The organism is Robinsoniella sp. KNHs210, assembly GCF_000686105.1.
GTDB classification, from domain to species: Bacteria; Bacillota; Clostridia; order Lachnospirales; family Lachnospiraceae; genus Robinsoniella; species Robinsoniella peoriensis.
This window is the reverse complement of sequence record NZ_JMLZ01000002.1, coordinates 230,744-257,240: the sequence shown is the minus strand read 5'-3', so window position 1 is coordinate 257,240 and position 26,497 is coordinate 230,744. Positions and strand designations below refer to the sequence as shown.

22 protein-coding genes and 1 CRISPR repeat array are annotated in these 26,497 nt (G+C 39.0%); of the genes, 3 read left to right on the top strand and 19 right to left on the bottom strand.

All coding sequences use genetic code 11. The annotated features are described in order from the left end of the window. Positions 1–16 precede the first annotated feature (16 nt). From CD03_RS0108025 to CD03_RS0107935, 19 genes are all read right to left on the bottom strand, one after another. Positions 17–2,560, bottom strand: coding sequence for a CRISPR-associated helicase/endonuclease Cas3 (locus CD03_RS0108025; protein WP_044289240.1), 2,544 nt, complete (start codon positions 2,558–2,560; stop codon positions 17–19). Between the two features lie 187 nt (positions 2,561–2,747). After that, entirely contained in the window at positions 2,748–3,452 is a 705-nt protein-coding gene (gene cas5b, locus CD03_RS0108020; protein ID WP_027293202.1) for a type I-B CRISPR-associated protein Cas5b, read from the bottom strand. A gap of 1 nt (position 3,453) precedes the next feature. Further along, positions 3,454–4,401 (bottom strand): type I CRISPR-associated protein Cas7, encoded by a 948-nt coding sequence (locus CD03_RS0108015; protein WP_330377160.1) that lies wholly within the window; start codon positions 4,399–4,401, stop codon positions 3,454–3,456. Then, positions 4,398–6,182: a hypothetical protein gene (locus CD03_RS0108010; protein WP_027293200.1), complete on the bottom strand. Its 1,785-nt coding sequence runs from the start codon at positions 6,180–6,182 to the stop codon at positions 4,398–4,400. The genes CD03_RS0108015 and CD03_RS0108010 overlap by 4 nt, the downstream gene beginning before the upstream one ends. A gap of 20 nt (positions 6,183–6,202) precedes the next feature. Continuing rightward, a complete protein-coding gene (gene cas6 / locus CD03_RS0108005; RefSeq protein WP_027293199.1) occupies positions 6,203–6,895 on the bottom strand; it encodes a CRISPR-associated endoribonuclease Cas6 in 693 nt (230 codons plus the stop codon). Positions 6,896–7,147: 252 nt separating this feature from the next. Next, positions 7,148–9,187: a CRISPR direct-repeat array (repeat unit 30 nt; unit sequence GTTTCAATATATCCTATATTGATATTAATC). Between the two features lie 781 nt (positions 9,188–9,968). Beyond that, on the bottom strand, positions 9,969–10,433 hold the full coding sequence (locus CD03_RS36725; protein ID WP_044289238.1) for a VOC family protein: 465 nt from the start codon (positions 10,431–10,433) through the stop codon (positions 9,969–9,971). A gap of 77 nt (positions 10,434–10,510) precedes the next feature. Continuing rightward, positions 10,511–11,224: a tryptophan synthase subunit alpha gene (locus CD03_RS0107995; protein WP_027293198.1), complete on the bottom strand. Its 714-nt coding sequence runs from the start codon at positions 11,222–11,224 to the stop codon at positions 10,511–10,513. Between the two features lie 4 nt (positions 11,225–11,228). Beyond that, positions 11,229–12,377: an iron-containing alcohol dehydrogenase gene (locus CD03_RS0107990; RefSeq protein WP_027293197.1), complete on the bottom strand. Its 1,149-nt coding sequence runs from the start codon at positions 12,375–12,377 to the stop codon at positions 11,229–11,231. A 126-nt stretch (positions 12,378–12,503) separates the two neighbouring features. Continuing rightward, entirely contained in the window at positions 12,504–13,301 is a 798-nt protein-coding gene (locus CD03_RS0107985; RefSeq protein ID WP_027293196.1) for a BtpA/SgcQ family protein, read from the bottom strand. Positions 13,302–13,322: 21 nt separating this feature from the next. Beyond that, complete coding sequence (locus CD03_RS0107980) at positions 13,323–14,093, bottom strand: nucleoside phosphorylase (protein ID WP_027293195.1); 771 nt, start codon at positions 14,091–14,093, stop codon at positions 13,323–13,325. Positions 14,094–14,180: 87 nt separating this feature from the next. Continuing rightward, on the bottom strand, positions 14,181–15,131 hold the full coding sequence (locus CD03_RS0107975) for a carbohydrate kinase family protein (RefSeq protein ID WP_027293194.1): 951 nt from the start codon (positions 15,129–15,131) through the stop codon (positions 14,181–14,183). 3 nt (positions 15,132–15,134) lie between these two features. Then, positions 15,135–15,749: a cysteine hydrolase family protein gene (locus tag CD03_RS0107970; protein ID WP_330373690.1), complete on the bottom strand. Its 615-nt coding sequence runs from the start codon at positions 15,747–15,749 to the stop codon at positions 15,135–15,137. A gap of 18 nt (positions 15,750–15,767) precedes the next feature. Next, positions 15,768–16,676, bottom strand: coding sequence for an ABC transporter permease (locus CD03_RS0107965; protein WP_027293192.1), 909 nt, complete (start codon positions 16,674–16,676; stop codon positions 15,768–15,770). Continuing rightward, positions 16,673–17,755, bottom strand: a complete 1,083-nt coding sequence (locus CD03_RS0107960; RefSeq protein ID WP_027293191.1) for an ABC transporter permease — start codon at positions 17,753–17,755, stop codon at positions 16,673–16,675. The genes CD03_RS0107965 and CD03_RS0107960 overlap by 4 nt, the downstream gene beginning before the upstream one ends. Further along, positions 17,752–19,296 (bottom strand): ABC transporter ATP-binding protein, encoded by a 1,545-nt coding sequence (locus tag CD03_RS0107955; protein ID WP_027293190.1) that lies wholly within the window; start codon positions 19,294–19,296, stop codon positions 17,752–17,754. Before CD03_RS0107955 ends, CD03_RS0107960 begins: the two co-directional genes overlap by 4 nt. 65 nt (positions 19,297–19,361) lie before the next feature. Continuing rightward, entirely contained in the window at positions 19,362–20,624 is a 1,263-nt protein-coding gene (locus CD03_RS0107950) for a BMP family lipoprotein (protein ID WP_027293189.1), read from the bottom strand. A gap of 21 nt (positions 20,625–20,645) precedes the next feature. Then, positions 20,646–21,404, bottom strand: a complete 759-nt coding sequence (locus CD03_RS32855) for a GntR family transcriptional regulator (protein ID WP_044289237.1) — start codon at positions 21,402–21,404, stop codon at positions 20,646–20,648. Between the two features lie 289 nt (positions 21,405–21,693). Further along, positions 21,694–22,452, bottom strand: a complete 759-nt coding sequence (locus CD03_RS0107940) for a GntR family transcriptional regulator (protein ID WP_027293188.1) — start codon at positions 22,450–22,452, stop codon at positions 21,694–21,696. Positions 22,453–22,734: 282 nt separating this feature from the next. Beyond that, positions 22,735–23,007 (bottom strand): DUF4357 domain-containing protein, encoded by a 273-nt coding sequence (locus CD03_RS0107935; protein ID WP_081820179.1) that lies wholly within the window; start codon positions 23,005–23,007, stop codon positions 22,735–22,737. A gap of 568 nt (positions 23,008–23,575) precedes the next feature. Between CD03_RS0107935 and CD03_RS0107920 the strand changes: the two genes are divergently transcribed. The 3 genes from CD03_RS0107920 (at position 23,576) to CD03_RS35905 (ending at position 26,463) form a co-directional block, all read left to right on the top strand. Next, the gene (locus CD03_RS0107920) at positions 23,576–24,487 is read left to right on the top strand and encodes a MerR family transcriptional regulator (RefSeq protein WP_027293184.1); all 912 of its coding nucleotides are present in this window, start codon (positions 23,576–23,578) and stop codon (positions 24,485–24,487) included. Between the two features lie 127 nt (positions 24,488–24,614). Next, positions 24,615–24,854 carry a hypothetical protein gene (locus CD03_RS0107915; protein ID WP_027293183.1) on the top strand — a complete coding sequence of 80 codons (240 nt, stop codon included), beginning with the start codon at positions 24,615–24,617 and terminating at the stop codon, positions 24,852–24,854. Between the two features lie 418 nt (positions 24,855–25,272). Continuing rightward, positions 25,273–26,463: a GGDEF domain-containing protein gene (locus tag CD03_RS35905; RefSeq protein WP_052377728.1), complete on the top strand. Its 1,191-nt coding sequence runs from the start codon at positions 25,273–25,275 to the stop codon at positions 26,461–26,463. The last annotated feature ends 34 nt before the right edge of the window (positions 26,464–26,497 follow it).

Genomic DNA, 26,497 nt, shown 5'->3' with positions numbered 1-26,497 from the left:
TACTATCCCCCCATCCCTATAAATCTACAAACATTACTCCTTGTGATTCTAGCTTCTTCCGATTTAATTTTCCATTTTCAAAGTATTCTTCTCCGTCCCGGATACAGTAAAGTTCTCCAAGAACCCCGCTGTAGTTTAAATTAGGATTCCATTTTACCTGATAGATAAAATTATTTAGTTTACTTCTTACATCCGACAGCTTTAACTGCTTTTCAGAAAAATCCATGGTTCTGTTGCGAAGCAGCTCTTCGTATCTTTCCCAAAGACTCCACCCATCCAATACATTGCCATTTTCTATCTCAAGTGTTCTGCATATTACCAGACTCATATTCCATTTATTTTCTTCTATTAATTTCATGCGATCCGCAATACATGGGCTATTCATATGTTTTACATGTTCATAAAAAAAGTCATCTAAGCCCTCCGAAGAAGTACTTTCGTTTCTTTGCTTTTTCAATACATTGAGTACTTTTTTATAATATATATCAAACTCTTTCTCTTTCAGGATCTCTCTCATTTCCGACGTCAAAAGTGTAAAGGACTCATCAATCCGAAAATCCGATCCATAAATATTCTTTGCCTGATCCATATCAAAAAAATATACAATACCATCTCTTTTGCAGGAACGGTTAATACGTCCAAGAAACTGCTCTTCACTATCCAGCTTTGAAATATCTTTAAATCCTATATCCATGTCAATATCTACCCCCGCCTCAATTACCTGGGTAGATACCAGTATCATGCCGCCTGTGTTCCCTTCCCTGATCGGTCTTAATATCTGCTCACGTTCATACATGGAATCATCTCCTGTAATCAGATACGCTGGAACTTGTATATCACTGTAATTACATAAAGAATCAAAAAATTCGTATGCCGAATCTTTTTTTATGAAAGTAACTAAGACTTTTTTATCGGGCTTGCTTTTTTCTAATACCTGTTCCAACAAATGATCTATGGTCATTTTCTCTTTTAATAACTCATAAGAAACCGTTACCCGTTTCTGAAACAACGGATGGTTAAAATATTTTTTTCGATCCTCAATCAGCCTCGTTACGGTACCTTCTCCATCCGCAAGAATATCCAGTCCAGGCAGCGTTGCCGACATTATAATTATTTTCATACCAAGCAGTTCCGAACAAGCCTGCAAAAATATTATTATTTCTGCCCATATCGTATTTTTATAGCTTTGAATTTCATCCAGGATCACGATACTGTCCGTTAACTGCATAAAGGAAAATATGTTTTCTTTTCTATATCCGAAAAGTGTTTCAAAAAAACTTACATGGGTAGACAAAATAAATGGGTAGTTTAGAAACTGGCGGTCCAATAGTGCATTCTGGTAATATTCCCGCGAATCCTCGGCAATATTTCCCCTGCCGGTAATAGGCATTAACGAATTTACCACCACGATCTGATTCTGTACTTTTTTATCTGTAAATATCTCCTGCAAAATTTTCCGGTTCTGCTCTACAAGTGTATTAAATGGATACATATAATATATCTTTTTGCCACTGCCCAACAATTGAAAGCCCAAATTCATAGCTGTATTACTTTTCCCGCTTCCGGTAGGTGCCTCCAGAAAATAAATCGTATCTTCCGGATTTTTACGCAATGCTTCCTCAGCATCCAGGAACATTTCACTTCTCATACGATTAATATCATTACATTCTACCAAAGACTTTTCCGCTTGTAATATTCTCTCTTTTTCATAATTACGTATACTTTGCAACAACTCCGATCTTTCATAAGGTTCCTGAAAAGTGTCTGCACATTGAATCGTTCCAAACTCCTTTATTTCTACATTTTCCATGTACTCAGTCGTTGCATAATAATCGCAGGCGACTAATACTGAATACAAATACCGCATATAAAAGAAACAAGTGATATCCTGCCCCCGGTCCATTCTATCTTTTACATTTGAATACTTTTTCACACATTTTTTAATGGTATCACTGGTCAGACTGCGCAGTCCGGCATATCCTTCAAGCCCAGACTGTGTCAGTACATCCAGTAGATATCCAATTTCTCCATCTTTTGCCTTAAATTTTGAAGTAAAATCAATCATCTTCTCCAGATCGCTATGATGCCTGGAGATAACATATGCATTAATCCATACCAGTAACGTTAATAAACTTTTATCTTTTTTGGAATAACTGCTTTTCTCAATCTCCTCTAAAAAATAATCCAGGTAAATGACTGCTGAAAACAAGGAATGATCCGAACCTGACAAACCATCGAGTATCTTTATTGGCACCTTTTTATTTTTCGTTTTTTGAATTTGAAATGCGGGATTAATTTTGCCAAAATCATGAAATAAAACAACATTACAAAACATTTTATAAATAAAACTTTGAATATTATCGGGATTATTGGGGAGAAGTTTCAAAGCAAAACGTTTGACCACTATCGATAACTCTTTCTCTTTTTCCAACATTTGAAAATACTTGCCACACCGTTGTAAATGTTCCACTAAAGTTTCTTTATCGCTGTCATCCTTCCAGTGAGCATATAACGGATAATCAGCATTTATTACATCCTCCATATTTATAAACAAACACATAATTCCCTCCTTAATTACTATTGACTATACTTTAAGTTATCTATATTTTACTAACAAAAAACCGCAGAATATAGAATGTTACTTCTATATTCTGCGGTTTCCTCCTTACCTGCAACCAATTTAAATTTATGCCTTTAACCAAATCACTTAGAGCGTTTTTCATGTCCTAAAAACTAATATTTGTTCATTAATAAAAAACAATATTTCTGTCACCAATCTGATAAACATCCTTTTCGCACTGCACTATTTCAGCATCCGTTAGAATAAATTTTTTAACCTCATACAGATTCGTCACTTCTTTTAAACCTGTCGGCAAATATTCTCCATATTTAAAAGACATCTCATCCATGTCAAACTCAACAACATCTGCAGGCACTAAGCTATGAAGCTTTTTTTCCTCGCATTCTATCATCTGCGCCTCTATGATTTCCACTTCATCGATATCTGCCAGATGATTATTTCTTCCAAGATAAGGTGTATAAATGCACCGCCTGTTTACCATGAAATCTGCTAATTTCTTACTTTCCGGATCCTGTATCAAGACGCAGACTGTCCAGTCCGGATGCTCCAGCCATTGTTCTTTCACAATTAGATTTCCGCCCATTTCCTGAGAAGCATATCCTACTGTATTATTGTAAAACTGAATTTTCTTTTGAAAATAGCCATGTTCTCCTTCCGGTATTACCGAGATCTGAATATCCTTTAATTTTTCATAAAATTCCGGATACCTGTCATATTTGTGTTCATATCCCTCATACCCCATAATTGCACCAAACATGCCTAAAAGCGCTACTTTATGAATATTGCCATACGTAAAATAATAGTAGGTATTAACTTCAGGCACTTTAAAAAAGGCGTTTTTACCTCTTAACCTGAATTTTAAAATTTCCATATCACACCTCTTTCCGGGTGATGATATTAAAATACCGTGCTCCTTCCACATCTGCCTCAATCTTCGTTGTGTATGGATTAAAATATATTTCTACAGATTTAACCTTGTCCTTCACTTTATTTAATAAATCAGAACAATTCAAACGAATGGTATTTTGCTCATCGTCACCTTTTTCAAATGAAATATATTCGGATAAGCATGGCAGATATAAATCTGCTTCTGTTTCTACAAAAAGTGCAAATTCATTATCACATCCGGCTTTTGCATTGGTAGCAAATGCCGTGGCAGAAACGATGGAAGTCTCTTTAAAATTCTGATAATCCTCTTCTGTATACCCTTCCGTCACTCCTAATTCCACATATTCTTTGTACGCAAGGGGATTGATTACAAATGGGTAGAAATAGTGAGCCTCATTACTGACTATTTTAGTTCCAAGGGTAGAGTTCTTTGCCTCTTCCCCATCCTTGACTTTGGATGCATCGCGAAATGGAGAAAGGATAGGCTGCTCCTGGGGATCGGTTTCATCGTATTTATTAAATCCTTGTCCGATTTGAACAGCACCAGTAATAGAAATATTATTGCCGGATTCTGCAAATGTTGCACCAAAGTTTTTAACATCTACCGCTTGAAATAAATTTCGAAGTACAGATTCAATATCTTTACAATCTTTTAAATCCGTCACATCAAATATCTGCTCATAACGTTCTTTCAGACTTCTTGGTATTAAGGAAACATCTCCCTTTTTACCTTTCTCAAACCTCATTGATTTTATATATATCACAGGTTTGCCCTGATTATCCCACATCTTTTTCATTGGATATTTTAGTGCCTTATCACTTCCAAAGGTAGATCCATCAGAAGTAGTTTTCGGATACCCGGAAAAATCAGCATTCCAGTTAGCCATAACGGATGCGATTCCCAAAACACCATATACTCTTTTATTCATCATAACTCTTCCCCACCTTCCTGGTTTTTCTTATTGTAAATAAGTAATTCTGCTGTAAATCCAGCGGCTATCATTTCTTTGTTCAGCGACTCATTTTCCTTAGGCATATAGTCCATGATATGAGTAAATATTTTTTCAGCCCGATTATCCGGATAGTGGGAAATATCATAATTATATTTCTTATAAAGCTGTAATAATCTGCGTTTTATAACTGTATGATTTTTTGCATTTAAATAAGGATTTACTAAAGAAGATGGCTTGTTATTTGCCTTACTTTTCGAAATCAGATAAGAAACCATCTGTCCGGCTGCGTATCCAAACTCGTCTCCCGACATGAATTCCCAATCATCTTTTAAATTCATTTTTTCCCATAATATTTTTCTGACATTCTCCATTCTTAACTCCATCCCCCTATCTTTGCTAAAATAATCAATCAGTGACCATCTTAAATTAAATTGCCTTCGTGCCAAAAACACTCTTCCGTTTCCAATTGCATTTATAATCAAATCCATAGAAATTTTATCAAGCAATTCTTCCACATTTTCTCTGCATCCTTTATAAAACCATGCAAAAAGGCGATCCCTGCTTTCCAAAAGAGTCCTCTTTAACACTCCGTCCGTTATTGCAATATCCTTAGCTTCCGTAAAGAAATTATTTGAAAGCTTATTTTCAAAAAAAGTTTGATCTATGAGTCCCTTCAGCATCCAAAGCTTATCATGGGATGTATTATACTGTATGTCATATTTCTCCAAGGTTTTATCAGGAATCCCAATACCATTTCTCAAATAAAATACTGGTTGTAAGTTTGTATTATAATTACTGATAATATCACCTTGATGAATTTCAACTTCTTTCCCTTTTTTCAGACGTAAAAAATAGCCATTTTCCAATCCCTGAGGCTCTTCTGTATTCGAATATCCGCGAATTCTCAGATGATCTGCATCAATATATACATTAACCTTTCCTTTCGATGCAAAACCCATTAAATAATCAAATAATTTGGCCTGCAAAATTGCCTGATCTTTATCTAAAAGATACGGCACCGCCACTTTTCTGGTCCTGTTAGCCAGATAAGGTTTCTTTGCGTTCATACCCATATTATCATTTGGAAGCCCCAGTATTTCCCCAGACTCCACTTCGTTAAAATCATTATTATTAAAAATATTTGGAAATAAGTAACGGCTTCCCTCGCATCTATATAAAGCCTGCGTTTCTTCCCAATCCTCTACAATAAAAAAGAATTTCAAATAATCTTTTCGTTCCAGATCTATATCTTCCCAAATATCTTTTTCGGCAACACATTTTCTAATTTTTTCTATCAGCGTAACATTGGGTTTTCCCAGTTCTTGCTCTGTAGCTTCATATAAAACTTTAGCTTTTAATTTCTTCCCATACTTTATTTCCGGATATTTTAAAAGTTCATAATAAGAATCTATTATCTCTTCTGTTAATTTTTCTTCCTTTACACTATCTTTTTTCATCCACAGAGACAAATAATTGTTAGAATGAATAATTTTCTTTGCGTCAATTGGCTTATTCATTTCTAAAAGTTTACTATAATAATCCAAATAACATATCTTATTGTAAATGGAATCTGTTTTTCCTACTATTTCATCATTTTTTCTATCATACCGGATATCTAATGTCTTCTCGATATTATAACTATCTTCCGTCAATTTAATAATCCGATAGGTACCATCCTTAGGAACATACTCATCCAGTACCAGCCGATCCCCCTTTTGTTGAAGGATTTGCTGAAAAACTTCCATAGCTTCCTGTAACATCCGATCACCCCTTTGCTATGTTACAAATACCGATAATTAATAAAGCCCGCTCCTCGGGCATTATTCTCTCCTATTCCAGTTCCTATCGCCATATACCATAATTTTTGCGCCGTAGGATTTTTCGATACAATCATATTTACCTTATCACCTAACAAAGTAATTCCCTTATACGGCACACGCACCGGCACCTTATTTTTAAATTCAATATAATCATAAAGCGAAAAATCTTCATCTAATTTTTCACCCATTAACTGATTATATTTTTTAACCAGATTAATTTTCAAACGTTTTTCAAACTCCTGCACGTTCATCTGATCCCGCCAGTAACCATATTCTGTCTTTATTACAACTGGTGTTAAAGTATAAATTTTTTCTAATACTTTCTGCTGAATAATTTTTATTTCGCCATTTAATCCCACAATTTCTTTTGACGAATGATGACTCAGTATATTCGAAAAATATTCTGCAAGTTCCTGCCGAACAGTTCGAATCCTCATAACATAAATCTTACCCTGTTGATAAATTCCATCTTTTTCACATGGATATGGAAGATCATAAACATAATATTTAAACTCTCTTCTATTATGTAATTCCAGAAATTTATCTGTTTTTCCAAGCGCACTATCCAGGAAATAGGCGATTGTTCCGGTAGCTTTGGCATAGTCCATATTTTCTAACAGACGTACCCGCAGCTGGTATTCAAAAACTAACAATTGTAACTCACTCCTCCCATTAATAAGTAAATCTAAATAATATGGATCTAATAATTTAATATAAAAATAGTGTATTATTTTAGATCAATATGATTTAAATTTCTTTGGTTAATTTGTGTATTTTTCACAGTAATATTATATTATAAATGGTATATTTTGTCAAATTAAATACTAAATTATCGAATAATATTTTTGTTGATTTATATTCTTTAAATTTGTACTGTGTGGATTAGGTTGGATGTGCATACTCCTGTTTTTATATGTCCTATATTGATATTAATCATACAAGACTCTTCTAACAATATTATACGTCCAGGGTTTCAATATATCCTATATTGATATTAATCCGGCCTATGATCTTGATCGTGTTTATGAAATGCTGTTTCAATATATCCTATATTGATATTAATCGGTACTATGAACACAAAAGTAAATGGTTTACGAGAGTTTCAATATATTCTATATTGATATTAATCCAAAGGACGTGGATATAACCGGTACCATAAGAGCGTTTCAATATATCCTATATTGATATTAATCTATATACCGCTTATAACAAGTGATAGTAAAACTGGTTCCAATATATCCTATATTGATATTAATCGCAATGGTTCTGGCTACCTTAATAATCCGGTGATAGGTTTCAATATATCCTATATTGATATTAATCGTAGGCTCTAATTTTAATAAGCTTATTGATCGCTTGTTTCAATATATCCTATATTGATATTAATCAGATTGCGTAGAGCTGAAGATAAATGAAAAGTACTTGTTTCAATATATCCTATATTGATATTAATCGGCTGTCCCCTGTTAATGGCTGAAGACATTTCAAAGTTTCAATATATCCTATATTGATATTAATCTTTATCTTTCTGGGGGGTATGTGTGCGGTTATAGGTTTCAATATATCCTATATTGATATTAATCATGTTTGTATATGGGGATTACGGCCAGTTTACTTTGTTTCAATATATCCTATATTGATATTAATCCCAAAACTCCACAAATCCCTGATGCAAAGTTAAGTTTCAATATATCCTATATTGATATTAATCGCAAATGAGAGGTGATGGAAGCATAACAGTAAACGAGTTTCAATATATCCTATATTGATATTAATCAGGTTCACACGTGTGATGCATGCTTGCAACCGATGTTTCAATATATCCTATATTGATATTAATCTTTAAAGATGCAGTTTAAGAAAGGATGGAGTTTAGTTTCAATATATCCTATATTGATATTAATCCTATGCAATGGAAACGGCAGAGAAAGAAACCGATATTAGTTTCAATATATCCTATATTGATATTAATCCATTCTTATACCTCCATCTCTGTAAACTTTGGAAGTTTCAATATATCCTATATTGATATTAATCTCCGCTGTTGTTGCTGCCGTTGTTGTAAAATTGCTGTTTCAATATATCCTATATTGATATTAATCATATAGGTGTAAAGCCTACGCAGATAGCCCAATAGTTTCAATATATCCTATATTGATATTAATCTATATCCAGGAGAAAAAGAGCCGGGATATTAAGAAGTTTCAATATATCCTATATTGATATTAATCTAAAAGGCAAGCAGAGATAAAACTAACCCGGATCAGTTTCAATATATCCTATATTGATATTAATCGAGAGCAAAGGAGAAAGCAGAGCGCGACACAAGAAGTTTCAATATATCCTATATTGATATTAATCTAAACCAGCTTTTATAAGTTCGTCCCTCACTTTTAGTTTCAATATATCCTATATTGATATTAATCCCAGGGCGTATCGAACATGATCTGCGCTGTTTCCAGTTTCAATATATCCTATATTGATATTAATCGATACAAAGGCTTAAGGCAGAACAGGGACTTCTTACGTTTCAATATATCCTATATTGATATTAATCCCCACAGGAACAGCAACTGGATTTGGGGCTTCGCTAGTTTCAATATATCCTATATTGATATTAATCCCATTTCACAGGAACTATTTTTTTCAATATATAAGTTTCAATATATCCTATATTGATATTAATCGAAGAAGCTGGAATTATATACGGAACAAGCTAAATAGTTTCAATATATCCTATATTGATATTAATCATAAAAATATTACACAAAAATATGTGAGCGTGTTGTTTCAATATATCCTATATTGATATTAATCCGAGTCATAATCCCTTTCTTGCCAGAAAAATTTTGTTTCAATATATCCTATATTGATATTAATCCTGTTACCGAGGGTAGTTCTTACCCTACAATCGGGTTTCAATATATCCTATATTGATATTAATCCAACGCATTTCCCGCCTTCTTTCTTACCACTATATCCTAAAACCCCCACTAAATCAAGGTTTTTCTCATTTTTTACCAAGCAAGACAAAATTTTTTACTATCCCCGCATCCTCACCCATTTTCCTATATAAAATAAGGCTTTATTCCTAAAACACAAATACACCGCCTGGTAAATTTATTACTCTTTGAAGTTCTAAAACTATCTGCTTCACAATCCCTGACCCCTTTTTTATAATTACTCTGCCAATTTGAAGTGTATTTTTTATAATTTAGTACCATCACTGCCCCTAAGGAAAGCCCGCATAAATTTAACTGACTAGAAATCAATATTTTGAAAAAGCCTGGTATAAATTTTCATATGTGGTCCTTCCTCCTTTGCATAGAGTGAAAAAATCCGGTAAATAATATTATCTTACTGTGTCAAATAAGACATTGTTTCATTCCAACGATGAATTCTGCCTCAGGCCATAAAGATAGATATTCTTCATACAATACTTTCCACATATTTTTATATCCATTTTTATAATATTTTATTATAGCAAATGAATGCAGGAAATATAGCACGGAATATAAGAACCCGTATATTCCGTGCTATATCTATAATTTTTTTATTAGATGAATTTTATAGCTACATTTCAGTGTTGCTTTTCGGTATTGCTTTTTGGTATTGCTTTTCGGTATGGCTTTTCAGTATTCATCTCAGTATGGCTTTTCGGTCCTGTTTTTCGGTCCTGTTTTTCGGTCTTGTATTTCGCTACTTATATTCTTTCACATATCATTTTCATTCGCCCTTTGTCTTCGGTAACAGCCTTCTATCTTCCGAAAGTCGCAAAAATGGTGCATAAGCAACTTCCCATGGATATCCGTCAGGGTCCAGGAAATAACCGGAATATCCGTCATAGCCTCCCCAATCTTTCCACTGTGGTTCCTGGTGTGAACTTCCTCCCGCTTTCAAGGCCGCCGCAAATAAAGCATCTACTTCTTCTTTATCTGAACCGTTTATCGCCAGTGTGAACCCATTATATGGTTTCTTAGGTGACACGGGAAGTTGTGCGTCTTTAGCCAGGAAGTCATACGGGACCAATCCCAATACGATATTGCTGGTCAGCATAAAGGTACACATCTTCGGATCAGAATCCGGAGAAAGCTCCCATCCCAGTGTTTCATAAAATGCAATCGAACGTTCTACATCTTCCACTCCCAGAGTAATAATCGAAATGCTCTGGGCAGTTCCTGCCTGCTTCATAATTCTCTCCTTTCCTTTACCAGACCTGCCGCCGCAGCATGCAATTCCAATCTATTTTACTTGTGAAACAAAACCAGTTAACACTGTGCCGCAAACTTACCAATCATTTTTTTCAATGCCGGAATATCTTCATGGAGTTTTAAAATTGTACTTCCCACAAATGCCGCATCTCCCCCGGCTTCTTTTACCATTTTCACGTCTTCCGGCGCATGTACGCCTACACCACAGTAGATCGGACTCTCAATTCCGCAGGCACGCAGGTGCGCTATGCAGTCAGAAAGCAATGGATATTGAGGATTGATATTTCCGGTGGGTTTCGCCTGCATATAGACAAATCCATTCGACTTTTTCGCCATCTCAATTTCTTCCGGAAGCATGTGGTATTGAACGTAGCAGGATACCCTAAGTCCTGCTTCCATAAATTTGTCTTTAATTGCATTATCCTTTAGTCCCACCAGTAGAATATCTTTTAAATTGTTGTCGAGACAGAAACGGATGAATTTATCGGCGCCGATTTCCTCAACGGTATTTTCATAAGCCAATACCAGCAGCTGGACACCAGGAAGCCTTTTCTGCACTGCGATAATGCTGTCCATGTATTTGTCATAGTCGTCGCATACTTCCAGAGCCTTTGCCATTCTCCCTGCTATGTATTCACCTTCCAGATACGGATCCCTGGAGGGAAAATCAATTTCAATCATACCGCATCCGGCGTCTGCATATTCAATTGCCATTTCATAGCTGTGTTCCAATGTTGGGTAACCGTTTGATAAGTAACAAATAATCTCCATAACTCTATTCTCCTTTATATGCCTTCTTGAATAATTCTACAAACTGTCCTAATGCCGGAATGACCGGATTGGTTTTAGTACAGCCATCTTCCATTGCGGCCTTTGCCATTTCATCTAACAGACTGTTATACTTTTCCTCATCCTCTATGATTTCCCGGAAGCATACAGGAATATGAAGCTGTTCATTAAGCCCTGCAATCATATCTGCCAGATTCTCTCCTCCGGCTTTGCGCGCAAGGTCGTTGTAAATCTTTTCAGCTCTTTCATCCTGGCTGTTGAAACGGATCACATAAGGTAAAAGCATAGCATCTCCCAATCCGTGAGGGACGTGAAAGAATCCGCCCAGGGTATGTGCCATAGAATGTACAATACCAAGGGAAACATTTGTAAATGCAATGCCTGCTGCCATAGAAGCATTTAACATCTTTTCCCTGACTGACAGATCCTGGCCATTTTCATATGCCTGCGGTAAATATTCGATAATATCTAATGCTGCCTGAGTAGCCAGAACATCACCGATATAATTTGCCCTGGTGGAAACCAACGCTTCAACTGCATGGGTCAGGGCATCCATACCGGTCTCTGCCGTTATGCGCGGTGGCATGGAAACAGTGACCACTGGATCGCAGATGGCAATATCCGGCATCATTTCCATATTTCCAATTCCATGTTTCATTCCCGTCTCATTATCGGAGATTACAACAGAGCGGGAAACCTCACTGGCTGTGCCGGCAGTAGATGGAATACAACAGAAATGTGCTTTCGTCCTGAGCTGTGGAAATGGATTGGGAGGCAATACATCTTCCAGGTTCTGAAGCTGTGGATTTTCATAGTAAATCCACATGGTTTTGGCAGCATCCATAACGGATCCGCCTCCCAAAGCTACAATCAGATCTGGTTCTGCAGCCTGCATTTCCTTAGCGCCTCTTAACACTGTGGCAAAAGTCGGATCCGGCTCCACACCTTCGATAATGGAAACAACCGCCCCGCTCTTCTCAAATAATCTTTTTACCTTATCCAGCATTCCACTTTTATGCATACTGGAGCCTCCAAGCACAATCGTAACTCGTTTATACGCCAGTGTTCTTATGTGTTCCAGACAGCCCTCTCCGAACAGGAGCTGGCTTCCGGCTAATTTCATAGGTCTCATCATTTTTCATTACCTCACTTTATACTTATTAAATTCTGTTTTTTATCTCTGTCAGTTTCTTTTATTTCGCCTCAGACGGCTTGGCTGATTTTCAGGGAAGCGGGGCGTGCAGCTGGCGGGAATGATTTATCAAACACTCCCTAACCCTTCAATCACTTCCCGCACCAATTCATAATCAATGGGATTTGTAAGAATCCCTTCTTTTTTCAGGCTGGAACCTATGATGGCACCGTCTGCCGTCTGCATCTGTTCGCTGATATTAGAAGCATTTACGCCGCTTCCCGCAAAAACAGGAAGTGATACCGCTCTTTTCACCCTGGCGATCATATCAATTGGCGTTTCCACACCGATTTCACTGCCGGTCACAATAATTGCATCGGCACCGTTAGCCGCTGCCTCTTTTGCCGACTGTTCCACAGCAATATGGGGGAGCAGCATATGGGCATGTTTTACCTGAACATCCGCCAGGATTTTAACATGGGACAGGTTCAACTGCTTTCTGTATTCCATGCATTCTTTAGCACAAGGCATAATGTATCCATCGGTAAACACCACCGTATCCACAAATACCGGAACACGAACAAAATCAGCACCTGTGATTCCGGCAATTGCCAGGGAAGCCTTGCAGTCATTAAACGCTGCATCAATACCAATTGGTATGTTTACTGCTCTGCGCACTTCCATTGCCGCTGCCGATAATGCTGCTATCTGTGCAGTATTCAGCAGTGCACTAAATGGAGTGTCACCCATATTTTCCACAATCACTGCATCCACACCTGCTTTTTCCAAAGTCACTGCATCTTCAACGGCTCGTTTTAAAATCTGCTCATAATCGCCTCCAAATCCCGCTGTCCCCGGAAGGGGCAGGCAGTGTACCATACCGATTACTGTCTTTGTATTGGTTGTAAATATCTGTTTATCATTCATTTTGCAAACTTCCTTTCTTTATCATTCATTCTGCATACTACATTTCTGATTCTGGTCATACTGGTATATTCCTTCCAGTACGGTTCTGCAAAGCAGATCCTCCGCATCTTTTCTGGCCTGTCCCTGCAATGTTTCCTTTAAGTTTTCTAATACGGTAGTCATGGTTACAATACAGGTTTTAACTCCCATCAGCCTTCCAACTGTCAGCAGGCAGGAGGACTCCATGTCGATACCGGTTACCTTTAATTTCTTAAGTTCCCGGAAGGTTTCTGACATATCCCTGCCTGTTTCCAGAGAAAACCTGGAATCATGCATCTGACTGTAAAATCCATCCATCGTACAGTTGATGCCATTGACATATTTTGCTCCCATCCGGGTCACAGTTTCATTCATTGCATTGACCAGTTCAATATCCGCTACTGCCGGATAAGACTCTTCTACATAAGTCAGACTGGTGCTCTCTCTTCTCATAGCTGCAACAGGGATAATAAATTTCCCCAGCAAATCATCCTGCAGTCCCATTACGGTTCCCATTCGGACTGCTACTTCCATGCCTGCTTCATACATTTCTTCCAGGGCAATTGCCGCTGATGGTGCACCAATTCCGGTAGAAGTTACCGTTACCATAACCCCCTTATAAATACCTGTATATGTATTAAATTCCCTCTGGAATGCCACATGTACCGGTTCCTCAAGATACTGCTTCAATACATCCACTCTCCAGGGATCCCCGGAAAACAATACGTATTTTGCAATATTAGAACGGTCCGCTCCTAAGTATAATGTGCTCATTTACTACCTCCTTTTGCTTGTTCCATTGATCACGCTTTTGATATTCTTTCGTTACTGCTTTCTTACATTCACGCGTAAGTGCTTTTATTATTCTTTCTCACGAATCTCCCGATACTTTTTAAGAAACTGGTCTTGCGTTGGCAGATTTGTGCAGCAGCCTTCCGCCTGCAGAACAAACCAGGACAGCACGCTGCCAAGCCTGCAGCACTCCACACTCTCCATCCCTCTTAAATACCCATAGAGAAATCCCGCCATATAAGCATCCCCGGAGCCTGTAGCATCTACGATATGCTCTGCCTCACAAATACCGATTTTCCAGGTGCGGATTCCTTCCGGGGTTCTCTCATAACAGATGCTTCCGTCTTTCCCCATAGTGGTCACAATCACATCTGCCTTACCGATTTCAAAAAGCTTCGTAATATCATGAAACCCATATATTTTTTCAATCATTTCCCGTTCCACTTCATTGGTAAAAATAATTTTACTTCCCGTTAGAAGCGTCTTTAAAAATACTTCCGGAAATGCATCGAAATCGTCTTTCATGCCAAATACCACAGGCACTTCATGGGCTAAACACTGCTGATAGAACATCTCATTGTCTTCTCTTGCCGCAACCGTAATGACGCCAAGTCTGGCTCCCTCAAATAAGCTGCCATCGATTGGACCGGCATATTTGCTGTCCATAGCACCGGGATAAAAAATAGTAATATGGTCATTATTATTATCCTGTAATAAGTAGCACACTGAGGTTGCCTCTTCTTCAATGACCCGTATCCCATCCAGCGGAACGTTTCCCGCTTCCAGAAAATGCTTAAATCCATTTGCTTCATAATCCCCGCCCACTCTTAACACCGGCAGCGTATTGATCCCCAGCCGATTCAGCCCATAGGCGATGTTGACGGAACAGCCTCCATAATATATCTGTACATTATTTTTATTCGTCACCAGGGATGTACAGCCAATCGTCGCCGGCGAAGCGATTTTAATAATGTGATCCATGCTCACATAGCCGCTGGTTAAAACTTCAAACTCACCCATGCTCTACAACTCCCCCCTGTCCAGCATTTGAAACAGTGTCTCCCTGTCCACTACTTTCCCCAGATATTTATTGATATCCTCCAGGTGCACCTGATTCACAACCTGGGAATTGGTTGCCACACAGTCTGAAACTACATAGCTATTGTAATCCAGATAAAACGCATCGGTAACAGTTGCACGGATACAGCAGTTTGTCTTCGTTCCCACAATAACCACATTCTTAACGTCATTTTCACGAAGCACCAGATCCAGATCAGTTCCAAAGAAGCCGCTGTACCTGCGCTTTTTAATCACATAGTCCTTTTCCTCATCTACTTCCAGCATCGGATCAATTTCCTCTCCTCCGCTGCCTTCAATGCAGTTGGGGCGCATGGATGCTGCTTTTCTGTCAAATTTACCTTTCCGGTTGCAATGCTGTAAGAACACGATCAGTACTCCTTTTTCCCTGCATTTATCCAGAACTTCCTTTATTTTGGGCAAAATCTCCCGGTTCTGCGGATAGAAAACCAATCCATTTGCATCGGTAAAATCTTTCACCATATCTACAATCAATAAAGCCGTTTCACTCATCGCTGCATATTCCTTTCTCTTAGGGGCATATTTGAAAATCCATATCATCCACCTGCAATCTTAAAATCATTGAAATCCCCTCACCTTGTTATTTCTGTATTTCAGCATAGAAACAATGGTTAATACGATACTCATTACCACATAAGGTACTACATCAAACAGTGCTGCTGCCGGTCCCGCATAGAGTCCCATATTTACCGCAAGCGCTCTGGCTGCACCGAATACGATGGCGTAAAGAGCACTGGAAACAGGATCTCCCTGTCCGCAGTAGATTGCTGCAATGGCAATAAATCCACGGCCGGCTGTCATATTATTGGTAAAGAGAACCATACGCTCTAATGCCAGGTTTATACCCGCAAGTGAGCAGCAGAATGCTCCTAACAGAATCGCCAGATAGCGGTATTTATTCGTATTTAAGCCCATATTTCTGGCTGCATCTTCATTTTCCCCGACTACTCTTACATAGATACCAAACTTTGTACGGTACATTAAAAGCCAGATCAGCCCGATTCCGATAAATGCCAGATAAGTTATAGGCGTATGCCCGCTTAAAATGTCCCCGAGAATCGGAATCTTATCAATGACAGGAATGTGGATTTTAAAATCCGCTACATTTTTCCAGGTCAGCGTAATGTTTGCAGACTGCATATACTGAAGTACAAAGCCTGCCACTGCAGGAACCAGCATGTTGATGGCAAGGCCTACAACGATTACATTTCCCTTCCAGGTTACCGTCATAAAAGAGAAGACCAGTCCAATCAGGATGCAGACAACAAGAGCCGTTACATAACCCAGTACTATGTTTCCGGTTAAATAGGAAACCAGAAGGGAAACAAATGCACCTGCAAGCATGATACCTTCCAGTGCGATATTTAAAACATTAGCCTTATAGGCAAAGATCCCGCCCAGAACACACAGAAGTATAGGCGTTGCATGATATACGGAATCGTATAAAATATTTCCTAGAAAATTCATTCTGCTGCCCTCCTGTTCTCTTTCCACATTTTATAGTGTTCGATAAAACCATATTTTTCATTGAAGAACCGAACTGCCAGGAATAAAATGATCAATCCCTGCAGCACTCCTACAATTTCTTTAGGTACTGCAGTATACATGTTGATATTGTCAGCCCCTGTTTTTAATCCGCTGTAGAAAATAGCCGCCAGCAGGATGCCGAAGGGATTGTGTCGTCCCAAAAGGGCAATCAGCATACCATCCCAGCCAAGGCCAGTTGTCCCGGAAAATGTCAGCGTATATTTAAATGCTTCACTCATCATCTGCCCGGAACCCGCAAGACCGGCAAGGGCACCGCTCAGACACATGAGGATAATAATTTTTTTACGGACACGAATACCGGATGCTTCTGAAAACTCAGGATTCTTTCCAATTGCCGTAACTTCGTATCCAAGCTTTGTTTTCTTCATGACAAATGCCATGACAAGCAGCACCGCCAGAGCAATAAAGAAAAACAGAGTCATCTTGGAATCCCCAAGCCTGGAAAACATGGCTGTTTCCTTAATGGTGGGTGTACAAACATACCCAGCCCCGTCTTCCCGGAATGGACCTGAAGACAAATACTCCAGAATTTTAATCATCGCATAGTTTAAGGTCAGTGTTACAACCATTTCATCTACATGAAAATATGCTTTTAGCAATGCGGGTATCAGGGCAAATAGAACACCGAAAAGCATTCCCACCAGCATACAGATTACTTTGTGCCAAAACGGGCTTCCTATGGAAATCATTGCACCTGCAATTCCGGAAAAGAATCCGCCCAAAAGGAGCTGTCCTTCCACACCCATGTTAAATATATTTGCTTTAAAGGTAATCGCAATTGCCAGTCCCGTGAGAATCAACGGGGAAGCATAATGCAGCGTATTACTGAATCCCTTTGCTGTAAACAGTGATTTTCCAAGCATGATTCCATAGACTTCAAATGGATTTTCTCCAATTGCTGCAATGATCACGCCGCCGATGCCAAATGCCAGCAGAACAGGTAAAAGTGTATTTACAATCTTGGGAAATATAGATATTTTTTTCTCTCTTTTATTCATGCTGTTCTCCCCTCATCCGGTTTTGCACCTGCCATCAGCAGACCGATTTTCTCCACAGGCACATCCGGTGATGCAACTCCTATGATTTCTCCTTTGTACATAACGGCAATCCTGTCTGAGAGACTCATAATTTCGGAAAGCTCACTGGAAATAAGAAGTACCGAATTTCCCTCATTCCTAAATTTGAGCAGCTGGGTGTGAATAAACTCAATGGAACCAATATCCACCCCTCTGGTTGGCTGGCAGGCAATAATCACTTTCGGATGATTCTCAAATTCCCGGGCTATGATTACCTTTTGTGCATTCCCCCCGGAAAGCTGGGAGATCTCTCCCTCCGGATCGGCTACACGGATATCGTACTTTTCGATATATTCTCCGGTCAGGCGCGTGATCTCTTTACCACGCAGCACACCGCATTTACAGACTCCATGGTTTCCAAAGTATCCGGCGATACAGTTTTCCCCGATACTCATATCCCTGCACAATCCCTGCGCATAACGGTCTTCCGGAATGATTCCCAGACCCTTTTTGCGAAGTTCGTCCGGCCAGGCATTGGTCACATCCATTTCACATAAACGCACACTTCCTTTTGTAGACGCCATAAGCCCGGTAAGAACCTTTATCAGCTCACTTTGTCCGTTTCCCTCTACTCCGGCAATTCCTAAAATTTCCCCTTTATGTACTTCTAAATTAATATTGTGAAGAATTTCTTTTTGTTCTGCATTTGTGGTACACAGGTCTTTGACACAGTATGCCGTTTCACAGCTGCAGGGAGCTGCATTTTCATTGCTGACGGTTAAAACAACATCTCTGCCTACCATCATCTGCGCCAGCTCCTGTTCATTGGTATCAGCCGTTTTCACATTCCCAATTACTTTCCCCTGCTTGATGACGGTGACACTGTCGCTCAGCTCCATGACTTCTCTTAATTTATGGGTAATAACAATAATGGTTTTTCCATTTTTCCGAAGCTCTTTTAAATTTTCCATCAGACGGTCTACTTCCTGCGGAGTAAGCACAGCGGTAGGCTCATCCAAAATCAGTATCCGGACATTCCTGTACAGCATCTTCAGTATTTCAACCTGCTGGCACAGTCCTACCGAAAGATTTTCTACCTTTTCCAGCGGGTCAATCTGGAAATGATATTCCTCAATTAATTCCTTTACTTTTGCAATCTCTGTGTTACGATCAATAAACGGGCTTTTTCTCCCTTTCCACTTCTTATTGATTTCACTTCCAAGCAAAATATTTTCATAGACGGTCAGGCTTGGCACCAGCTTAAAATGCTGGTGCACCATGCCGATACCGTGACCTATGGCATCGGTGGGATTTTTAAAATTAACATCCTGTCCGTCTATTAGGATCTTCCCGCTGGAAGGCCGGAGTGCACCGTAGAGCATATTCATCAGGGTTGATTTCCCGGCACCATTCTCCCCTACGATACATTTAATCTCTTTGGGTTCCACGGATATATTGATCTTGTCATTCGCTGTAAAAGCATCAAACTTCTTTGTTAGGTCGATTGTTTGTATGATACTCATCTACTCTGCTCCTTTGTTTCTGGAATACCTCATCTGGAGTTAAACACGCTCTGAGGCTTTTTCATTTACTCGGTTTTAATATTTACATGCGGGCAGGTTGCCGGATCAAATTCTTCTCCGATCTGTTTGTTCACCACATCGATCTTGCCATCCTGGATCTGCTGGCTTACTTCATTTGTTTTCGTTTTTATTTCATCCCATACAGCGGTATCTGCCACATGCTTGCTCATCTCAGCCAGATCTGTGATACCGGTTGCTCCGGAAGCCAGGTTATAACTCTGCTCTTTATCCATATCCGCAATTTTCCCGTCTGCATAAGCCTGTGTAATAATCTTAACCGGAACTCCGGTGATCTTTAATACGCTGGTCAGCACATGTCCCGGCTGCTGGTCATCCAGATTCGCATCCGTCTGGATTGCAATTTTGCCAACTTCCTTCGCCTTAGAAGTGATGCCGTCTCCAACCACACCTGCGTCTGCAAATACTACATTCGCACCGCTTTCATAGAAGGTTCCAGCAACCGTACTTCCAAGTGCCGGATCCGTAAATCCTGCGTCATATTTTGCATAATAATCGTAATCCACACCCAGCTCTTCTGCAGCTTTGTTAATACCCTGAATGAATCCATAGGAATATACCAGAATGCCGTTTGAATTTGTTCCGCCGATAAAACCAATTCCTCTGGATTTATCAGCCGGAGTCATGGAATATCCTTCCGGGAACAGCTTGTCTGCATTTTCATTCATATAAACAGACAGATAACCTGCCAGATAAGAAGCTTCATGTACATCAAACAGAACGGAAATAACATTGTTATGCAGTGTGCTTCCATCTTCTTTCCGATTCGGGTTATCGTTGAAAACCACAAACCAGGTATCCGGATACTGCTCTGCGATTGGCTTTGCCCCTCCCACACCTTTTACTAATGCATCAAAGTCATATTCCAGGCTGAAAATCAGATTATATCCATCTTCCGCAAGTGCTTCCAGTGCAGAAGGCACACCGTTTACCGGTTCAACAATTTTACACTCCGCTCCCAGCTCCTGAGCAATGGCCTTGCCTTCCGTACATGCTGACTGATTATACCCATTATCATTTTGTCCGGAATTCGAGCATATAATTGCAATTTTCAAATCACTGTTTGCACTTGTGTTTTGATTTCCATCTGAATCATTTCCTGTCTCTTCCCCTTTCGCCGCCGCTGATTCTTTTGCCGTACTCTTCTCTGTGTTTTTGATTGCGGCATTTTCTCCGCATCCCGCCAGAGCCCCCGCCGTCAAAACAATTGCCAGTGCTGCTCCCAATAACTTCTTAAAACTTTTTTTCATTCTTGGTTCCTCCTGTTTTTACTAATTTTCCTGTACCGATGCCGTTTTCTTCTCAGTCACCTGGTTGATGGAAAATTTAAACTTATCCGTTCTATAGTAACATTTAAAATATTCAATGGGGATTTCAGCTCCATTTACGATGCCATAGGTGGTGCATCCAAATAAAATAATTGGCATTCCTTCTTCAATTTCCAGATAGTCTGCAATATCATCCCTTGCCAGAACGGCTTCAATAGTTCTTCTTGCTTTTGTAATCCGGATTCCATACTCTTTTGGAATCACATTGTATAGAGACTCATTAATAAAATCATGTCGGTCAATGCCACTGAAAAGCTTCTCCGGCAGATACGTGATGGTATAATTTAACGGCTCTCCCTGTGCATACAGGACTCGTCCCATACAGAACACCCTGTCATCAACGGTAATATGTAATTTCTTTGCCCTCTTACTGTCCGCCTGAATATATTCTGCAATAATCATTTTCTTAGTAGGGGTAAGCCCCAGCCGCTGAACATCTTCCGTACAGCTGGTAATGGCAAATAAATCCTGGCTGTTCTCATCTGATTTCACATAAGTCCCTTTTCCCTGAACTTTATAGAGGTAACCTTCTTTCACCAGTTCATCAATCGCCTTTCGGACCGTAATCCGGCTTACCTGATAAAGTTCCATCATCTCCCGCTCACTCAATATAGGCATGTCGCCTGTGAATTCCTCCATTTCGATTTTGCGGATAATATCCCTCTTCAGGGAAAAATATTTTGGTATGTGTTCTTCTTCCATCTCTCCTCTCTTTCCCGGTATCTCCCGTCATCTTATTATGTCGTTATGTCGTCATAACCAGTTATGTGTTTATCTTACTCTTTTTTAATTATTTGTCAATATATTCACTTTATTTTTCTCATTTTTGGTAATTAGTGATAAAATTAGATACGGATTTTCTATGAAATGGATAGAAAGATTTAGACAAAAATACCAGTTTTCAGATTCTGTTTTTGACTTCCGAAAACTGGTATACTTCGATTTTACGATAATAACCCCCATTTAAGGGACATGCTCTTCGAAACTGGTACTACTTTCTCCGGAGATCTGTTCCCGGAACGACCTGGTCAATATAAAACTTATATTTATCCGTCCGGTAATAGCAGTGAAAACGCTCAACTGGAATCTCTTCTTGCTCAATTCCAGCCAGCCTGCCATAAGTTGTACAACCAAATTTGATCAATGGCATTCCCTCTTCAATGTCCAGATATTCTGCAATTTCATCGGTTGCCAATACCGCTTCAATCGTTCTCCTTGCCTTACACAAAGTCACGCCAAATTCTATTTCCAGCGTTTGATACAGGGATTCCCTGGCATAATCATGCCGTTCAATATGAGGAAATAAATGATAAGGCAATGAAGTAACGGTATAATTCAGCGGTTCATCTCCTGCATAAAGTATCCTTCCCAGCCGAAATACATTTTCCCCCGGTTGCAGTCCAAGCGCTTTAGCACGGCTGACATCAGCCGGAACCACCTGGGATACAATCACTTTCTTCGTAGGCGTCAGCCCCATCTTAATAACATCTTCCGTGCAGCTGGTAATGGCAAACAGATCATGGCTGTTCTCATCCGTTTTCACATAGGTTCCCTTGCCCTGTACCTTATAGAGATATCCCTCCATCACCAGTTCATCCACTGCTTTGCGGATAGTAATCCGGCTCACTTTATAGAGGTCCATCAGCTCCCGCTCGCTGGGGATCGTCTCTCCGGCCGTGTAATCCTCTGCTTCGATTTTCTTAATAATATCCTTTTTAATCAGATAGTATTTTGGCGCTTTTTCTTCCATCTCGTTGCTCCCTTTTCTTGCTATTTTAGGTGATAATTTTGTAGCTTCTATTTATGTAGAAAACTGAATCCATTTGTGTCCCGATATATAGTTATGTGCGCTGCTTATTCCCGCGGGCAACGAGCCAAACAGTCATGCTGGCATGTCCATCTGGCTGCTGCTGCGAGGTTCAAATACCCCGCCCTCATGACGCTGCAAGTTTGATGCCCTGTTGCTTGTGGCGGGGTGTTTGCCTTTGAGATTCTGAGAACAGTCTAGCATAGGCATAGGGAAGTGGCAATCTTAATTTTCTTCATCACTCTCCAATGACTCCTCCACCTCAATATCCGCAAGTGACTTACCCTGGCATTTCCAGGCTGTATGCCCATTTACATTTCCACCTGTTATCACTACTGCAGCACCTGATGGACTATCGAATTCAATATCAGCCAGTAATTTCAATACACCTTGTCCCTCATCTACTAAAATACCTCTTTCTATAAGTTTTTTGCGGTTATTTCTCACCCAATTTCCCGCAGAATTGTGCTCATCTAATTTTGCCAACGAGTCTTTCAATTCTGTCCCCTACCGGATCCCCTTCTCCAATGTATATAAGAGGTTCCTCATTAATCCCCTTCCCCATCAGTACATATACGCCTGGGCGTTTGTATTCTCTGCGCTGTTTGTACTGGGAAAATAGTGGGCGTGGGAGCATCGTAGCATATATAGTCCGATTTGATATCTCTAATGTTTTAATCCCTTCTGCGTTTCCGTCTAATAAAAACATACGAATAAGTTGTGCTGACATTTGTTATATCCTTTCTCTTTAAAGGTAATGTTACTGCCGATTATGAAAATTATTATGCTTATTCCTAATTCTACCACGTCCATTTTCTTTTCTCCACAATAAAATAAACACAACATGAACTTATCCACATCCATGTCTTTGATTTGTGAAATAATCCTGCCATCTGTACGCCCTGCAAACATTCATTGAAATATCATCAAGTGTATTGTAATATTGAACCATACCACGTTTCCTGCAAGAACATATTAGAAAATAGGGTCTATTTCTACTTTTCCCTTGACATGCACGTTACGTACAGGGCTATACTCAGGCCATAAAGAAGAAAGGAGCACTGCCATGTTAATTAATGAAGTCATCCAACAAGTAGATCTCAGCAAACGTGCGGTCAAATATTATGAAGAACAGGGGCTGCTGCGGGTAGCTAAGGATGGAAACGGATACCGCAATTATACCGAAGAGAATATTCTTACCTTAAAGGAGATTTCCATATACCGTAAATTAGGAATCAGTATTCAGGATATCAAAACTCTCCTGCATTCAAAAGACAAAGCGCTTCTGGAACAGATCTACAACGACAAGTTCCAATCGCATCAATCCGAACAAGAGGAATTAGATGCCTTGTATTCCTTCATCCGCAATCACGATGCAGATGCCGTCAATCAAATCATTGACTATAAGACGATTGCACAGGCATTGCAGGATATGGTTCCAGGATTTTATGGATATTACTTCATGAATCATTTTTTACCATATCTGCAGATACAGATTACAACTCCGGAACAGCAGCAGGCATATAAAAATATTATTGAATTCTGGGATAATGCAGATATCAAGATTCCTCTGTTTATAAAATGTATCAGTTACTTTATGTATCGCTTTACGCCTAAATCATCCATAAAACAAATGGTCTCCAGAATGGAACATCAACTGCAGCAATATTTGCATCCCACTGAAGAAGAATATGCAAAACTTCGTGACCAGACAAAGAAAAATGTAAAGTTAAAAAATAGTTTTCTCTATAAATACCACCCGGCATTCATCTCACAGCGTCGTTATATGAGAAACCTTCAGGATCAGGGATATAATGATATTTTCATCCCAAATATGATCGCATTATCTCCAAAATACAAAGAATATCATGATGCACTTATGGATATAAACAATCGCATATGTAAGGACCTGGGCCTGTATTATGATTCAAAATGCAACCTGATAATGAAGAAAAAAGCAGAATCCCAAAGTAAATAATGTAACTCCTCCAATGCCCTTTTAGCAGTTTTTATTAATAAAATTATACAGGAATTTGTTTATTTTGTCCTTTGAATTTCCAAATTTATTATGATAAAATTCTTTTAAAAAATTGGAGGGATAAAATATGAAACGTATTAAATCAGCATGTCTGGAACAGACAATTCACTTTATATTAAAAGATGGTATTGGTTCTGCAAAGGCAAAAAAAGAAGTTCAGCAGGAATATGAAAAATATAAAGTACAGCTGGACCATAATAGAACGAAGTATAAGATAATAGAAGAGCATTCTCAGCCGGATGGTTCTATTATTATTAAAGTCAAAAAGCAGTATAATAACCATAATGTAGGGGAATATTTTGAATAATTCCTTTGCATGCCCCACCCTGCAGTGGAAATGCGTCAAATTTAGTCCGTGTAGACTGTTACACGTCCTGAATTTGGCGCATCTCTACCTTATTTAGAACAAGTACACTGATTAACCCTATAAAATAGTTGATTACAATACCTGACATTCACATAGAAACACATTCTTTTTAATGCTGCAATATTCTTCCGTTCTGTTCGGATAAATGCTTCATTTCATTCTTCTACGCCTCTCATCATACCCCTTTCAGAAATTATTAGCAGAAGCCCCTTAGATAACTGAAAAGACGAATGTTCATTTCTTTATAATATTTACAAATTTAATATTGCCAACTACTATTCAGATACATTATAATATGGATATCTTTAGCGATTAATATTAATTAATTAGTGGGAACATGGCACTGGGAGGATAAGACGTGGATAAGACTAATAAGAAATTGGATATCGTAGTTCAGTTAACCCCTGAACAGAAAAAACGCTTCCAGGAATATATACCATTAAAGGTCTACGCAACAGAAAAGAATATCGCCATTATTGTAGCACTTATACAATTGGTCATGATAATTGTTTTTATGAACAGCAAGCATCTGTCATTTGAGTTTACGCGAACCATGGGGTATTTCAGTTTGTACGTGTTTCTGTTTGTTGTTACCTGCATCGCTGTTGTTTTGTACCCTTATACCGTGAATCGAAAAAAGTACAGCCAGTTTTTCTGGCTTCGCAGAATTTATACTGCCTGTTTATGTCTATGGGTACTGGGTATCACCTGTATGGAACTGCTGGGCGGCAAAAGTTTATCCGTATACTGCTATCTGCTCCCAACAACGGCGGCATTTTTATTGCTTACTCCCCTGGAAAGTGCAGCAATCTTTGGCTGTACCTGGCTTTCCCTGGTTTTTATTTCCATTAAGTTTGCCCATTCAAATAATAATATGTTTGGCTATATTGTAAATGGCATTTTAGTAACTGTTCTATCCTTTTTTATTTCATATCGATATTATCGCAGCACCGCAATCGAATTTTGCGACCGGGACATTATTTCCCGGCAATATGATGAAATACAGAGGAAAAACGATCTGTTGGTTGAGCTGGTAAATATTGACCAGTTAACCGGACTTAATAACCGCCATTATTTATTAAATAATATATATCCGTTATTTGCCAGTGCGCGGACAAAAGGTTACTATGGTATGTGCCTGATGCTGGATATTGATTATTTCAAACAATATAATGATTTATACGGTCATGTTCAGGGCGATGTTTGTTTGCAGAGGATAGCCGGGATCATCCGAACTATCAGTTTAAGAGAAGATGCCTCTCCTATCCGATATGGAGGGGAAGAATTCCTTATTATCAAGATTTCAGAGCAGGCATTTGATGCTGAGCATTTTGCTCAAAATCTACTTTCATCCATAAAAAAAGATCACATCGAAAGAGACGATGTAAAAGAGAAATACGTCACGGTCAGTGCCGGACTCTGGTATGGTAATCTGAAACCTATGGATCATATTGAGGCAGCGATTAAATATGCAGACGATGCTTTATATGAGGCTAAAAAGGCAGGGCGTAACCGCATTATAAGTTCAGATTTAATCACAGAAACATAAAATGTCATAAAAATATTAGTGTGATTTCTTATAA